Origin of the sequence: Aquibium microcysteis (assembly GCF_014495845.1) — a bacterium.
In the GTDB taxonomy this organism is placed as follows: Bacteria; Pseudomonadota; Alphaproteobacteria; order Rhizobiales; family Rhizobiaceae; genus Aquibium; species Aquibium microcysteis.
The window spans coordinates 1,481,049-1,496,055 of sequence record NZ_CP061080.1; the positions used below are offsets into that span (position 1 = coordinate 1,481,049).

Here is a 15,007-nt window from a genome sequence, read left to right on the forward strand (position 1 = left end):
GCTCGTAAGGCGCACCGCAATGCTACCATCACATCAGAACAGTTCTAGCTAGGAAGGTGATGTCTTTGGGTGGAAAACGGCATCGCACGTTTCCGTTGGTATACGACCACATAGAAGCTGTCAGTCCGATGTCGGCCCCATTCCGGATGCTGTCGATTTATGGCAGCACCCGTGAGCCTCGAATAAGTCCGCCGTTTCGTGTGACGTATCGAAACGTTGAACCCCGACGAACGGGGCGAGTGCGTTCTGTCGATCAGCAGCTCTGCCAGCCTATAAGCAGCAATCAGAGGTTGTGACACCTACCGGCAGTGATCACGGGCAAGAAAGCGAGATTCAGATAGGAACTTCAGCCAGCACAAAGATTCAGATAGGCCCTCTCAGGATTCCGATACGAATTCAATAGTGGCGTTGAATTGATTACGAATTCTACGACGGCAGATTCAGATAGGAACTGTATGTACAAGTCCGCAGCGCGCTCCATCGGCCCGTCGCGCACTGGCGTTCGCCCTGCCCGACAGCGGAGGAAGATTCGACGCTTTCCGACGCCGATGGCGATCGCCGAATGCCGCCGCACGCCGTGGGCGGATGGTCCGGCACGGCGTCCGGACGTTCCGATCGATGTGCGGGATCCGATCTCCCGCGGCCGCGCGGAAGAACGGGTCAGAACCGGAAGGACAGGCTCATGTCGACGTCCGAGCTGCGGCCGAGGCCTTCGCTTTCCCAGGTGGTGGCGGAGACGTCCCAGACGAGGCCGTCGATCGTGCGCAGCCGCAGGCCGAGGCCGAGTTCCAGCCGGGAATAGTCCGGCGTCGCCCCGATCGCCTCCCAGCCGAAGCCGTAGGCGTCCGCCGCCAGCGAGCGCGCGCGGATCGTGCGGTCGTCGAGCACCAGCGCTTCCTTCCAGGCCGCGGTGACGCTCGGTTCGACGATGATCGCGCCGCCGAGCGTGAAGCGGTTCGACAGCGTCGCGCCGACCGTTCCGTACTGGTCGGTCACGGTGTCGGCCAGATAGTGGTTGCCCCAGACGCCGTCGTCCTCGCGGAAATCCTCGCGCCGCGTCGAGGAGACGTCGTAGGCGCCGAAGAGATGGATGCGGCCGAGCAGTCCCAGGTCGGTCTGGAAGCCCGCCTTGACGCCGCCATGCAGCAAGGCGGTGCGGAAGTCGCCGCCAACGGTATGGGGATCGAGTTCGCCGTCGAGCGTGTAGCCCCAGGCGGTGCGCTGATAGTCGCTCTCGGTCATGCCCGCACCGAGATTGGCCTCGATGTAGAGACCGTCGTCGCTGACGAACCCGGCGCCGACGCCGGCCCATGCGCCCATGCCGTCGCCGCCCATCCAGCGATCGCGGATCTTGAAGTCGACCGCGCTGGTGCCGAGGCCGAGCGTCACGAAGGCGTTTTCGCGCGCGATGATGGCGCCGAGCGAGCCCGACAGGTCGTAGCCGCGATAGGACGCACTGTTGCCGTCGCCCGCGGCCTTCTCGAAGCCGTAGGCGGAACTGCTCCAGAAGCGGAGGCCGTCGTCGCAGCGCAGCGCCGGATTCTTCTCGGGGTCGAGCGCGCAGTCGACGGCCTGGGCGGCCATGCCGTGCATGGAGTCGCCCATCTGCCGGGTCGCGCCGTGCTGGGCCTCGGCCGCGCCGACCATTCCCTCGCCGTCGAGAGAATCATAGACCGTCTTCAGATCGGCGAGGTCGACGACGCGCAGGATGTTGGCCGCGACCGTCTCGTAATCGGCCCAGCCATAGGCCTGGATGGCGGTGACGGCGCCGCAATAGGAACCCTGGTTGACCGTGAGCCCGCCCGGGCAATAGTCGATCGTGTATGACAGCTGCGCGAGGTTCGGGTCGGAGAAATCGACCGTCGCCGAGAAGGTCGCCGTGGTCGAGGACGTGCCGTTCAGGAACGTCGGGTGGACGGTCATTCCCGCATCGCTGACGCCCCCCTCGGCATAGAGGAACGGGATCAGGTAGGTGCCGGCCGATCCGGCGCCGGTGATCGGGCTGAGCTGCAGGGTTCCGGCGAGGCTCGCGGTGCCCGTGACGAAGATGCGGTCCATCTCGTCGATGCCCGGAACGCCCTGGTCGTTGCGGTCGAAGGCGACGTCGGCGATCACGTTGCCGTCGGCGGCCTGCGCGAAGTTGCCGGTGACCTTGGTCAACTGAAGCCCGTCGAGCGTCGGTGCGAACTCCGCCGGCGTGGCGAAGAAGGCGGCGAACAGGCTCGGCGGGAGGGCCGCGGGCTGTGCAGCCGCGACGCTGACGGTGGGCTCGAGCTGGAGGTTGCCGTTCGGATTTCCGGCAAGCCCGATCGAGATGACGCCGGCATTGGTGAACAGGTTGGAGCCGTCCGTCGCGTGGCCGAGGTCGACATCCGTGCCCATCACGAAAGTGGCCCCTGCCCTGTTTTCGACGGTGTTGCCGGTTCCTCCCGAATTGTCGAAATCGAGATCGATGGAGCCGAGCATCCAGCCGCCGGCCTGGTTGGTGACGGCTTCGGAGGCTGCGCCGCCGGTGATGACGACGTCCGCCAGGCCGCCGAGGGTGAAGATCTCGCCGGCGCCGCCATTGGTCAGCGTGTTCGTCGTCCCGCCCAGGATGGCCATGGCCGTGCCGCCCGAGCCGCCCTGCATCAGGCCGGTGTTGGCGACGTCGATGTCGCCGCTGCTGGAGATGAGGCGCAGGCCGAAAGCCTCCGCGCCGGTCGCCGCGACGACACCGCTCGTGGTCACGAAGACGCCGCCGGATGCGAACCCGGTCGCGGCGCGGCTTTCGAGCAGCACGGCGCCGTCGTTGGAATGGCCGACGATCGAGCCGGCGGTGTTGTCGAGGCTGACCAGGCCTGCGTCTCCGACGTCGGAGATGCTGGCGGCGGTCACGGTGAACACGCCCGGCCCGCCGAAGCCGAGCATCGACCCGTCGGCATTGTCCACGGTGACCGCGCCGGCGTCGCCGATTGCCGAATCGCTGCGCGCCACCACGGCCGAGCTGCCTGTGCCGGTGACGGTGATCGAGCCGTCATTGTTGGAGGCCGTGACGTCGCCGGAGGCCGATTCGGCAAATCCGTCGATGGTGGCGACATGGCTCCTTGCGATGATGCCGTGCGCTTCGTCGCCGGTCGTTTCGATCACGCCGCCGTCGTTCAGCATCGTGACGTCGCCGGAAACCTGGCCGGACGCGTAGGACAGGCCGGTCATGCCGGCTGAGCGGTTGCCGCTGGTGCCGATGCCGCCCGAATTCGCGACGTCGACATCGCCTGCCCCGCCCATCTGGGTGCCGATCGGCAGACCGGTCCAGTAGAGCAGGTTCGAATTGTAGGTGCCGGCGCCGAAGCGCTCGTTGAGGCCGTTCACGCCGCCGACGCTGACCGCCAGGATGCCGTCGGCCCTGCCGCCGCGCGTGAGAAGCGTTCCCGAGTTCTCGACGTCGACCGCACCGCCGGCGCCACCCACGATACTCGCTTCGCCGGCCAGTCCGGTGACCGTCCCGGCCGCGCCGTCCAAGCCGGCGTTCCATTCGAGCAGCAGGCCGCGCTGGCCGCCGGTGCCGAGGGCATAACCCAGGCAGGGAATCTCGCCGAGCGTGCAGGCGTCGAAGGCGGAGCCAGCCGCACTTCCCGACCCGCCGGCGCCGACGGCGCCGCCGGCGCCGGCCAGACCGCCGATGCCGCCGAGGCTCTCGGCGCGAATGGCCGAACCGTCGTCGGTCGCCGCGACGCTGACGATGCCCTCGTTGACCACCTCGACGACACCGCCATTGCCGCCATTGCCGCCGTCGCCGCCCGCGCCGCCGCCGGCGCCATCGCCGCCATCGCCGGCACCGCCCGCCGTTCCGCCATAGAGGACCAGGAAGACCGGGGACTGGTAGCCGACGGCTCCGGCCGTCCCGCCGAGACCGCCGATGCCGCCCACGCCCCCCGTTCCGCCGACGCCGCCGAGGCTGCGGGCGACGATGCCGACCTCGCCCGCGTCGATGCGGTTGCCGGCGCCGAGATTGTCGACATGCACCAGCCCGCCGTCCCCGCCGCGGCCACCGCGACCGCCCACCCCGCCGATCGCGCCCGCGCCGCCATTGCCGGCCGCGTTGGCGATGTCGGACGTGAAGGTGGCCTCCCGGTCGGACGCGCCATTGCCGCCGAGGCCGCCGGTGCCGCCGACGCCGCCCGCGCCGCCCGTTCCGCCCTGCCCGCCCGCGCTTTCGGCGAAGATTCCGAAGCCGGCGGCGGTGAGCTGGGTCGTCTCGCTGGTGACCAGCACCGAACCGCCGGCTCCGCCGATGCCGCCGATGCCGCCCACGCCGCCGATGCCGGCCAGACCGCCGGTGAAACCGTCGCGGCCCTCCTTGCCGAGGATCTCGGGATCGAAGGAGACGGCATCGCCGCCCTGCCCGCCCTGGCCGCCCGTCCCGCCGGTACCGCCGATGCCGCCCACGCCGCCGCGGCTGCGCGCCGCCATGCCGTCGTCGACCGTGGCGATGCCGAGCGAGAGGTTCAGGTCGACCGCGCCACCCGCGCCGCCGGCGCCGCCGATGCCGCCGGTTCCACCCATGCCGCCGATGCCGCCGATGTTGCCGGAAGCGACCGCGATGGCCGGAAGCAGGCTGCTCGACTCCACGGAGGCCATGCCGTCGCCGCCATCGCCGCCCTGGCCGCCGCTGCCGCCCTGGCCGCCCTGCCCGCCCATGCCGCCGATCGAGGTGGCGTCGACGATCTGTCCGGCCGTGAGCAGCGGCGTCGCGAGCGTGTAATCGATCGCCCCGCCGGTGCCGCCGGCAGCGCCCGTGCCGCCGACGCCGCCGATCGCCCCCGTGCCGCCGATGCCGCCCTGGGCGCTGAGCAACTGCGTGTTCGGGATGGTCAGCGGCGGGAAGGGCATGAACATGATCACCGGCGCGGTATCGGTGTACCCTTCGCCGCCCGTGCCGCCCCGCCCGCCCGTTCCGCCGATGCCGGCCTGGCCGGCCGCGCCGCCGGTGGTGGTCAGCGTATAGGCGGTGCCGCCCAGCGTCACCGACGCCCAGGCATCGGCGATGGTGATGTCGGTTCCGGCGAGGCCGGCGTTACCGGCCGTGCCGCCGGGCACGGTTCCGTTCTCGACTGTGCCGCCGATATCGGTCGAGCCTGCGCCGACGAGCTTCATGCTGACGCCGTCGATGACGATGTAGGGCGATTCCGAACTCTGCGGCGCTCCGCCATCCACCGTGTAAAGCCACGGATAGCTCTGGATCTGGCTGCCGCTGGTGGCCACGTAGCCGGTCGCCAGCGTGCCGCCGAAGTCGAGATCGGTGACCGGATTCCCGGACCCGGCGCCGACCGCCGTCGCGGTCGCCGAACCGGTGACGGAAACGGTGACCTCGCGGTCGTCGCCTTCCGTGCTGGCGATGATCTTCAGATAGTAGTCCGTGCCGTCGTCGAAGACCGTCGCCGTCAGCCCCCAGGAACTGGTGGTCGACTGCGCGTTGAACTCTGCGGCGATCTCGGCGAGGGTCCAGCCATCGATCGGCTGGTTGAGCCCGTCGACGGTTTCGCCGAAGGACACCGAGAACACCGTGGCCGGATCCGACCCGTTGTCGATCTCGCCGCTGAGCACGAAGGCCGCTCCGCCATTGACCCAGTCCGTCGCCGATACGCCGGTGTTCACCGTCGCCAGGACGGAGGTCTCGGAATTGTATCCCTCCTGCGTCACCACCACCGTCGAAGCCGAGGACAGGAACGAATAGGCCGATGAACTCGCATCGTAGTCGGCGATCTGCGCCACGCCCGTGTCGCTGGACTCGAGCAGGGTGACCGTCCCGCTCGACGGCGCGGCTCCGCCGTTGCCGGGGGCCTGAACGGTCGCGCTGGGGAAGGAATAGCCGAGCCGGGCGCAGGCGCTGCCCCAGGTCATGTCGGAACAGGTATAGTACCCCGTCCCGCCGTTCTGGCCGTTCAATCCCGCTGGCGGGACGACGGCGACGTCCGTGGAACCGACGACGGTCTCGGTCTGGGAAACCACGCTGGTCATGGTCTGTGCCGACGCTCCGCCGGCGGCGAGAAAGGTGACGCAGAACATCACACTGCGCGCGACGCTCGAACGGCGCGCACGACCACACACTTCAAACCGCAAACTAACCCCCAAGCGTCAACTTAAAACAGCAAGCGACAACTTCGGGTAACATGGTTTTTGTTCGACCGGATGCTGTTTTCCAGAATCGCAGGAGGAATTCGTGAACGAATTGTAAATTAGTCACACCTGGTACGCGTTGTGATGGCATCGGCTATCCGCGCCTATCGCCGGGCGTGTAGATTTCTCCCGCCATGCATCGCGAGCGCGCGTCGACCACGTTTTCCCGTTGTGCTCCGGATGCAGGCGCCTCGCCCGCCGCCTGGGCTACCCGTCGTCCAGGCTGGCGCATTGCCAATCCCGCCGCCGCGTCACAGTGCTCGGCCAACGAGACGCGATGACCGACGAACGGAGCCCTGCATGACGACGTCGCCCCCCCGCCTGCGCATCGGCATCCTCTATGGCGGCCGCTCGTCCGAGCATGAGGTGTCGCTGATGTCGGCCACCAATGTCGTGCGGGCGCTGCGGCCGGAGCGCTACGACGTGGTGCCGGTCTTCGTGTCGCGCGACGGGCGCTGGTGGCTCGGCTCGGTCGAGGTCGGCGTGTTGTCGACGTCGGCATCCGGAGACGAACTCTGCCTCGTGCCGGGCGGCCGCGGGCGGCTGCTGGCGATCCCGGCGGATGGCGCGCCGCACGAGCTGCCGCCGATCGACATCCTGTTTCCGGTGCTGCACGGGCTCGCCGGCGAGGACGGGTCCGTCCAGGGCCTGGCCGAGGTGGCGCGCGTGCCGCTCGTGGGCTGCGGCATCCTCGGCTCGGCCGCCGCGCTCGACAAGGATATCGCAAAGCGCCTCCTGGCGCAGGCCGGCATCGCGGTGGCGCGGTCGCTCACCGTCCAGGCCGACGACGCGCCGTCCTTCGCCGCGGTCGAGGCCACGCTCGGCCTGCCGGTCTTCGTGAAGCCGGCGCGCCAGGGCTCTTCGGTCGGCGTTTCGAAGGCTGCCACGGAAGATGCCTATCGCGCCGCCCTCCAGGAAGGCTTCCGGCACGACCGCAAGCTGCTCGTCGAAGCCTTCGTCGACGGGCGGGAAATCGAATGCGCCGTGCTGGAGGCGCCGGACGGCAGCCTGTTCGTGTCGCGCCCCGGCGAGATCGCGCCCGCCGAGAGCCACGGCTTCTACACCTACGATGCCAAGTACACCGACGCGGCGGGGGCGGCGATCATGGTGCCGGCCGCCCTGCCCGACGAGGTCGAGGCGCGCATGCGGGCGATCGCCGCGCAGGCCTTTCGCGCCGTCGGCTGCGACGGCATGGCCCGTGTCGACTTCTTCGTCACGGCCGGGTTGGACCTCCTGGTGAACGAGATCAACACCATCCCGGGCTTCACCGACATCAGCATGTATCCGAAAGCGATGGCGGCGAGCGGCGTGAGCTATCCCGACCTGCTCGACCGGCTGGTGGAGCACGGGCTGGCGCGGGCGGCCGCCGACTGACGCGGCGGGTTGCCGCTGTTGCGCCCGTGCAACGCCCGCGGGTCTTCCGATGGCTTCGCCGGATTCGTCGTTGGGCGGCGACGGCGAACCGGCGTAAGCGGGCGGTCACACCGCTTGCCCGCCGATCGGAGGGAATTCGCCATGCCGCCATACGATGCCTACGTGCTCTGCACCGCGCCGCGCAGCGGCAGCACGCTTCTGTGCAGGCTGCTCGCCGCCACCGGGATCGCCGGTAATCCCGGCTCGCATTTCCACGAGCCCTCGCTCGCCGAATGGCTGGCGGACCACGAGCTGCCGGAGGTGCCGGGCCGGGACGAACGCGACACCGTCGCGACCGTCTTCGCCGCGGCGATCGGGCGCGGCCGCGGCGGCACGCCCGTCTTCGGCCTGCGCCTGCAGCGGCGCAGCTTCGCCTTCTTTTCCGAGAAGCTCGCCCTGCTTCATCCCGGCCCGGCCGGCGACGCCGCGCGCATGGAGGCAGCCTTCGGCCGCACCCTGTTCATCCACCTGACCCGCGCCGACAAGGTCGACCAGGCGGTCTCGCTGGTGCGGGCCGGGCAGACCGGCCTCTGGCACCGGGCCGCCGACGGATCCGAACTGGAGCGTACCGCACCGCCGCGCGAGCCGGTCTATGACGGCGCGGCGATTGCCGCCGCCGTGGCGGAACTGACGGGCTACGACCGGGAATGGGCGGAATGGTTCGACCGGGAGGGAGCCTCGCCGCTCCGGCTCACCTACGATGCACTGTCTGCCGATCCCGCCGGCACGCTCGCGACGGTCCTCGAAGCCCTCGGCCTGCCGCGCGCGGCGGCCCGCGGCGTCAAGCCGGGCACGGCCAGGCTCGCCGACGCCACGAACCGAGACTGGGTGGAGCGATTCCGCTCCGCGCGGCCGCACCTTCCGGAATGACGCGGGGACGGTGGCGGCCGGCGACACGGAGGGGGCGCGGCCACCTTCGCCCGAAGCCCGTCGGAACGACCAAGAAAGGAGGCGGCATCGCTGCCGCCTCCCCGATCGGATCCTGCGATCCGGTTCCGAAGCATGGCGCGATCCTTCAGATCCGCTCCATCCGCCTCAGGCGACCGTCCGCGCGCATGTCCTCCTCCCGAAAGGATCTTCGGGAGACCTGCGTCAGTTCTTGGTCCAGCTCTTGACCAGTTCGTCGTAGCTGACGGTCTGGCCCTGTTCCTTCTCGTTCTCGATCTTCAGCTGCGGCGCGAGGTTGCCCTTGGCAACGGCATCGGCGTTCCACTCTTCGAGGGTCTTCTCCTCGGCGAGCTTCGGGCCGATGTCACCCTGGACGCCGGCGCGCTCGAGCCGCTCCAGCACCTTTTCCTGCTCGGCGCAGAGCGAGTCCATCGCCTCCTGCGCCGTCTTTGCGCCCGACGAGGCGTCACCGATCGCCTGCCACCACAGCTGTGCCAGCTTCGGATAGTCCGGCACGTTGGTGCCCGTCGGCGACCACTGCAGGCGGGCCGGCGAGCGGTAGAACTCGACGAGGCCGCCGAGCTTCGGCGCGCGATCGGTGAAGGACTGGTGATCGAGCGTCGACTGGCGGATGAAGGTCAAGCCGACATGGCTCTTCTTCACGTCGACGGTCTTGGAGGTGACGAACTGGGCGTAGAGCCAGGCCGCCTTGGCGCGATCGTCCGGGGTCGACTTCATCAGCGTCCACGAACCGGCGTCCTGGTAGCCGAGCTTCATGCCCTCCTTCCAGTAGACGCCGTGCGGCGACGGCGCGAAACGCCACTTCGGCGTGCCGTCGGCGTTCACCACGGGCAGGCCCTCCTTCACGAAGTCGGCGGTGAAGGCGGTGTAGGTGAACATCTGCTGGGCGATCTCGCCCTGCGACGGCACCGGGCCGGATTCGCCGAAGGTCATGCCCTGCGCCGCGGCCGGGGCATATTTCTTCATCCACTCGAGGTACTTCTCGATCGAGTAGACGGCGGCCGGTCCGTTGGTGTCGCCGCCGCGCGCCACGCAGGAGCCGACGGGGCGATCGTTCTCGTCGACCTTGATGCCCCATTCGTCGACCGGCTTGCCGTTCGGGATGCCCCTGTCGCCATTGCCGGCCATCGACAGCCAGGCATCGGTGAAGCGCCAGCCGAGCGACGGGTCCTTCTTGCCGTAGTCCATGTGGCCGTAGACCTTCTTGCCGTCGATCTCGCGGCCGGTGAAGAACTCGGCGATGTCCTCGTAGGCCGACCAGTTGACCGGCACGCCGAGATCGTAGCCGTACTTCGCCTTGAAGTCGGCCTTGTTCTTCTCGTCGTTGAACCAGTCGTAGCGGAAGAAGTAGAGGTTGGCGAACTGCTGGTCGGGCAGCTGGTAGAGATTGCCGTCCGGCGCGGTGGTGAAGGACTTGCCGATGAAGTCGTCGATGTCGAGATTGGGGTTGGTGACGTCCTTGCCGGCGTTGGCCATCCAGTCGGTCAGGTTGCGGGCCTGCTGATAGCGCCAGTGGGTGCCGATGAGGTCGGAGTCGTTGATGTAGGCGTCGTAGATGTTCTCGCCGGACTGCATCTGCGTCTGCAGCTTCTCGACGACGTCGCCCTCGCCGATCAGGTCGTGCGTGACCTTGATGCCGGTGATGTCCGAAAACGCCTTGGCCAGCGTCTTGGATTCATATTCGTGCGTGGTGATGGTCTCGGAGACCACCTTGATCTCCATGCCGGCGAAAGGCTTCGCCGCATCGATGAACCACTGCATTTCGGCTTCCTGAGCGGCGCGGTCGAGCACCGACATGTCGCCGATCTCGGCGTCGAGGAATGCCTTGGCCTCGTCCATGCCGGCAAAGGCATGACCGGCGCCCAGACACAAGACAAGCGCCGTTGTGGTCGTTAGAAAGTGCCGTCGCATGCGTAGTCCTCCCTAAGGTTGCGAGTGCGATTCGGAGCCGCGGCCGGCACGCCGCGGCTCCGTCAGTTCTCCCTCTAGACGTAGCGGAACACGCCGATGGCGTAGACCACGCAGAGAGCGAGTGCCCACCAGAGGCCGGGGCCGACGAGCCCCAGCCAGGCGAGAGTGATGAAGGCGCTGCCGAGCAGCGAAACGAAGAGCCGGTCGCCGCGCGTCGTCTCGAAGCGCAGGATGCCGACGCGGGGATGCCCGCCGGGCCGCGCGTATTCCCAGACCGCCATCAGCGCCAAAAGCGCGAGAATGGTGAGGAAGAACATCGCGGTCGGGAACGACCAGGCCATCCAGCCGCCCTTGACCAGCGGCGCAAACCAGTCCCGTGCGCCGTCCTTGAGCGGCAGCATCGACATCAGGCTTAAGGCCGCGATGGAGTACACGGCGAGGACGAGCAACAGCGGTATCTGCCAGCGTCGGGTCGCGGTCATGATGTCACTCCTCCGTCCCGCGGCCGTCATCCTCGGGCTTGTCCCGAGGATCTGCGGATGTCTGCGGCAGGGTGGCGACGCAAACCCGCAACGGTCGCAGATCCTCGGGACAAGCCCGAGGATGACGCAGCGCGCGGGGGCCAATCCGGGTGGAAGCGAGCACCCTCATCACACCCTCCCCAGGGCGAAGCCCTTGGCGATGTAGTTGCGCACGAACCAGATCACCAGCGCGCCGGGGATGATGGTGAGCACGCCGGCCGCCGCCAGCACGCCCCAGTCGAGGCCCGACGCCGACACGGTGCGGGTCATGATGGCGGCGATCGGCTTGGCGTCGGTGGTGGTGAGCGTGCGCGCGATCAGCAGTTCGACCCAGGAGAACATGAAGCAGAAGAAGGCGGCGACGCCGATGCCCGACGCGATCAGCGGCATGAAGATCTTCAGGAAGAATTTCGGGAAGGAATAGCCGTCGATATAGGCGGTCTCGTCGATTTCCTTCGGCACCCCCGACATGAAGCCCTCGAGGATCCACACCGCCAGCGGCACGTTGAACAGGCAGTGCGCCAGCGCCACCGCGATGTGGGTGTCGATCAGCCCGAAGGCCGAATAGAGCTGGAAGAAGGGCAGCGCGAAGACGGCCGGCGGCGCCATGCGGTTGGTGAGCAGCCAGAAGAACAGGTGCTTGTCGCCGAGGAAGCGGTAGCGCGAGAAGGCATAGGCCGCCGGCAGCGCCACCGCCACCGAGATCACCGTGTTCATGACCACGTAGATGATCGAGTTGATGTAGCCCTTGTACCAGGAGGGATCCGTGAGGATGACCTGGTAGTTGCGCAGCGTCGGCTCGTGCGGCCAGAAGGTGAGCGTCGACAGGATCTCCTGGTTGGTCTTGAAGCTCATGTTGACCAGCCAGTAGATCGGCAGCATGAGGAACAGGATGTAGAGAGTGGGCACCAGCCACCAGAAGCGCGACGGCTCGCCGCGCCGCTTCATCATCCGCGCCACGTCCGGACCGGCACCTGCGACACCGCCCTGCCCGGCTCCGCTGCGCATCAGCACGTCTCTCCGCCCACCGGCCGCCTCGATCGCCATGTCACTTCTCCTGCCCGACATTGGTCATGACCGTGTAGAAGACCCAGGACAGGAGCAGGACGATCAGGAAGTAGATGATCGACATGGCCGCTGCCTCGCCGAGGTTGAACTCGCCGATGGCGAGCTTCACCAGGTCGATCGACAGGAAGGTGGTCGTGTTGCCCGGCCCGCCGCCGGTGACCACGAAGGGCTCGGTGTAGATCATGAAGGAGTCCATGAAGCGCAGGAGCACGGCGATCAGCAGCACCCGGTTCATCTTCGGCAGCTGGATGAAGCGGAAGATCGCGAACCGCGAGGCGCCGTCGATGCGGGCGGCCTGGTAATAGGCGTCGGGGATCGACACCAGCCCGGCATAGCAGAGCAGCACGACGAGGCTCGTCCAGTGCCAGACGTCCATGACGACGACCGTCACCCAGGCGTCGAACGGGTCGCTGACGTAGTTGTAGTCCAGGCCGAGCGCATTGGCGACGTAGCCGAGGAGGCCGATGTCGACGCGGCCGAAGACCTGCCAGATCGTGCCGACGACGTTCCACGGGATCAAGAGCGGCAGTGCCATCAGGACGAGGCACACCGGCACCCCCCAGCCCTTGCGCGGCATGTTGAGCGCCACGAAGATACCGAGCGGCACCTCGATCAACAGGATGATGGCCGAGAAGGCGAGGTTGCGCGCCATCGAGTTCCAGAACCGGTCCGAGGACAGCACCTCCTCGTACCATTCGGTGCCGGCCCAGAAGAACTGGTTGTTGCCGAAAGTGTCCTGCACCGAATAGTTGACCACCGTCATCAGCGGGATCACCGCCGAGAAGGCGACCAGCACCAGCACCGGCAGCACCATGAACCAGGCGCGGTTGTTCCAGGTCCTGTTCATGCCGACACCCCCTCGCCTTCGGTCTCGTAGTCGACCCGCCAGGATCCGGCATAGATGCCGATGGCGTCCCGCGCGAAGCTGACGCGCGGCTCGGACGGCACCTCCTCGTCCTCGCGCAGGATCGCCGCGATCGCGTGGTCCTGCAGTCTCGCCCGCACGATCTTGTGGCGGCCGACGTCCTCGACCTTGACGATCTGTGCGGGGATGCCCTCGTCGCGGCCGAGGCGAACGAATTCCGGCCGGATGCCGAGCTCGATCGCGCCGCCCATCGGCCCGCGCGGCCGGTCCGGCAGCTCGATCCAGGCATCCCCGAACCGCGCCCGCGCGCCTTCGACCGATACCGGCAGCACGTTCATGCCCGGCGAACCGATGAAATAGCCGACGAAGGTGTGCTTCGGCCGGGCGAAGAGGTCGTCCGGCGTGCCGATCTGCACCACCTCGCCCTCATACATCACCACCACGTCGTCGGCGAAGGTGAGCGCCTCGGTCTGGTCGTGGGTGACGTAGACCATGGTGTGGCCGAAACGCCGGTGGAGCTCCTTCAACTGCGAGCGCAGCACCCATTTCATGTGCGGGTCGATGACCGTCAGCGGCTCGTCGAACAGGATCGCATTGACGTCGGAGCGCACGAGGCCGCGGCCGAGCGAGATCTTCTGCTTCTGGTCGGCGGTGAGACCGCGTGCCTTCCGCTTCGCCCAGTCGCCGAGATCGATCATCGCCAGGATCTCGCGCACCTGGCGGTCGACCTCGGGTTCGGCAACGCCGCGGTTGCGCAGCGGGAAGGCCAGATTGTCGTAGACGGTCATCGTGTCGTAGACGACCGGGAACTGGAACACCTGCGCGATGTTGCGCTCCTGCGTCGACAGGGACGAGACGTCCCGTCCGTCGAACAGCAGCCGCCCTTCCGAGGCGTGCAGCAGGCCCGAGATGATGTTGAGCAGCGTGGTCTTGCCGCATCCCGACGGCCCCAGCAGCGCATAGGCGCCACCGTCCTTGAACGTGTGGTGCACCTCCTTCAGCGCGTAGTCCGCATCGGACTTCGGCGCCGGCCCGTAGGCGTGACGGATGTGGTCGAGTTCGATCTGCGCCATGCCGCCCTCCCCTATGCCGAAGCCATCGCCGGTGCAGCCACGGCGCGCCCGGCGGCGTCGAACAGCATGAGATGACGCGTGTCGACGAAGACCTCGATCTCCGCGCCGGTCTCGAGATGATGGATCCCGTGCGCGAGCAGCACCCAGCGCTCGCCGGCATGGGCGAGATGGACGAAGGTCTCCGAACCGGTGATCTCGCTGACGCCCACGCGCGCCCGCAGACCGGCCGCGGCCGGTCCCGGCCTCGACAGCGACAGATGATGGGGCTGGAAGCCGATGGTGTAGCGGCCGTCTGGGACGCCTTGCGGCGCAGGCACGACGGCACCGCCATGGAGATGGAAGGCGCCGCCCGACAGGTCGGCTTCAACCGTGTTCAGCGGCGGGTCGGAGAAGGTGCGCGCGGTGACGAGGTCGGCCGGCCGCCGGAACACTTCGACGGTCGGGCCGAACTGCGTGACGCGCCCTTCGCTCAGCGTCGCGGTGTGCCCGCCGAGGAGCAGCGCCTCGTGCGGCTCGGTGGTCGCATAGACGAAGATCGCACCCGATTCGGCGAAGATGCGCGGCAGTTCGGCCCGCAGTTCCTCGCGCAGCTTGTAGTCGAGATTGGCGAGCGGCTCGTCGAGCAGCACCAGCCCCGCGTTCTTGACCATGGCCCGGGCGAGCGCCGTGCGCTGCTGCTGGCCGCCGGACAGGTTGAGCGGCGTCCGGTCGAGATAGGGCGTCAGCCGCAGGAGTTCGGCGGCGCGCCGCACCTGGCGGTCGATCGTCTCGCGGTCTCGGCCCGCCACGCGCAGCGGCGAGGCGATGTTCTCGTACACCGTCATGGCCGGGTAGTTGATGAACTGCTGGTAGACCATCGCGACGTTGCGTTTCTGCACCGGCTGGCCGGTGACGTCCGTGCCGTCGAAGAAGACCGTGCCGGAGGTCGGCTGGTCGAGCCCCGCCATCAGGCGCATCAGGCTGGTCTTGCCCGACAGCGTCGGGCCGAGCAGGACGTTCAGCGAGCCGTGCTGAAGCGTCAGCGAGACATCGCGCAGATGCGCTTCGCCGCCCACCACCTTCGACACGTTTCTCAGTTCGAGCATGTC

The 15,007-nt window shown here is 68.0% G+C and carries 9 protein-coding genes; 2 read left to right on the top strand and 7 right to left on the bottom strand.

Annotated features, from left to right (window positions below; translation table 11 throughout):
• Positions 1 to 660 precede the first annotated feature (660 nt).
• Entirely contained in the window at positions 661 to 6,000 is a 5,340-nt protein-coding gene (locus IAI54_RS29115) for a hypothetical protein (protein WP_187971631.1), read from the bottom strand.
• Between the two features lie 459 nt (positions 6,001 to 6,459).
• On the opposite strand from IAI54_RS29115, the gene IAI54_RS06855 reads away from it, so the two are divergent.
• Positions 6,460 to 7,533, top strand: a complete 1,074-nt coding sequence (locus IAI54_RS06855; RefSeq protein WP_187971632.1) for a D-alanine--D-alanine ligase family protein — start codon at positions 6,460 to 6,462, stop codon at positions 7,531 to 7,533.
• A 141-nt stretch (positions 7,534 to 7,674) separates the two neighbouring features.
• A complete protein-coding gene (locus IAI54_RS06860) occupies positions 7,675 to 8,442 on the top strand; it encodes a Stf0 family sulfotransferase (RefSeq protein ID WP_187971633.1) in 768 nt (255 codons plus the stop codon).
• Positions 8,443 to 8,664: 222 nt separating this feature from the next.
• On the opposite strand, the gene IAI54_RS06865 is transcribed toward IAI54_RS06860, so the two are convergent.
• From IAI54_RS06865 to IAI54_RS06890, 6 genes are all read right to left on the bottom strand, one after another.
• Positions 8,665 to 10,392, bottom strand: coding sequence for an ABC transporter substrate-binding protein (locus IAI54_RS06865; protein WP_187971634.1), 1,728 nt, complete (start codon positions 10,390 to 10,392; stop codon positions 8,665 to 8,667).
• Positions 10,393 to 10,466: 74 nt separating this feature from the next.
• Positions 10,467 to 10,874, bottom strand: coding sequence for a DUF2160 domain-containing protein (locus IAI54_RS06870; protein ID WP_187971635.1), 408 nt, complete (start codon positions 10,872 to 10,874; stop codon positions 10,467 to 10,469).
• 168 nt (positions 10,875 to 11,042) lie between these two features.
• Positions 11,043 to 11,921 carry a carbohydrate ABC transporter permease gene (locus tag IAI54_RS06875; RefSeq protein ID WP_420838298.1) on the bottom strand — a complete coding sequence of 293 codons (879 nt, stop codon included), beginning with the start codon at positions 11,919 to 11,921 and terminating at the stop codon, positions 11,043 to 11,045.
• Positions 11,922 to 11,961: 40 nt separating this feature from the next.
• On the bottom strand, positions 11,962 to 12,828 hold the full coding sequence (locus IAI54_RS06880) for a carbohydrate ABC transporter permease (RefSeq protein WP_187971636.1): 867 nt from the start codon (positions 12,826 to 12,828) through the stop codon (positions 11,962 to 11,964).
• Positions 12,825 to 13,919 carry an ABC transporter ATP-binding protein gene (locus IAI54_RS06885; RefSeq protein ID WP_187971637.1) on the bottom strand — a complete coding sequence of 365 codons (1,095 nt, stop codon included), beginning with the start codon at positions 13,917 to 13,919 and terminating at the stop codon, positions 12,825 to 12,827. The genes IAI54_RS06880 and IAI54_RS06885 overlap by 4 nt, the downstream gene beginning before the upstream one ends.
• Before the next feature lie 11 nt (positions 13,920 to 13,930).
• Positions 13,931 to 15,004, bottom strand: coding sequence for an ABC transporter ATP-binding protein (locus tag IAI54_RS06890; protein WP_187971638.1), 1,074 nt, complete (start codon positions 15,002 to 15,004; stop codon positions 13,931 to 13,933).
• Between the last annotated feature and the right edge of the window lie 3 nt (positions 15,005 to 15,007).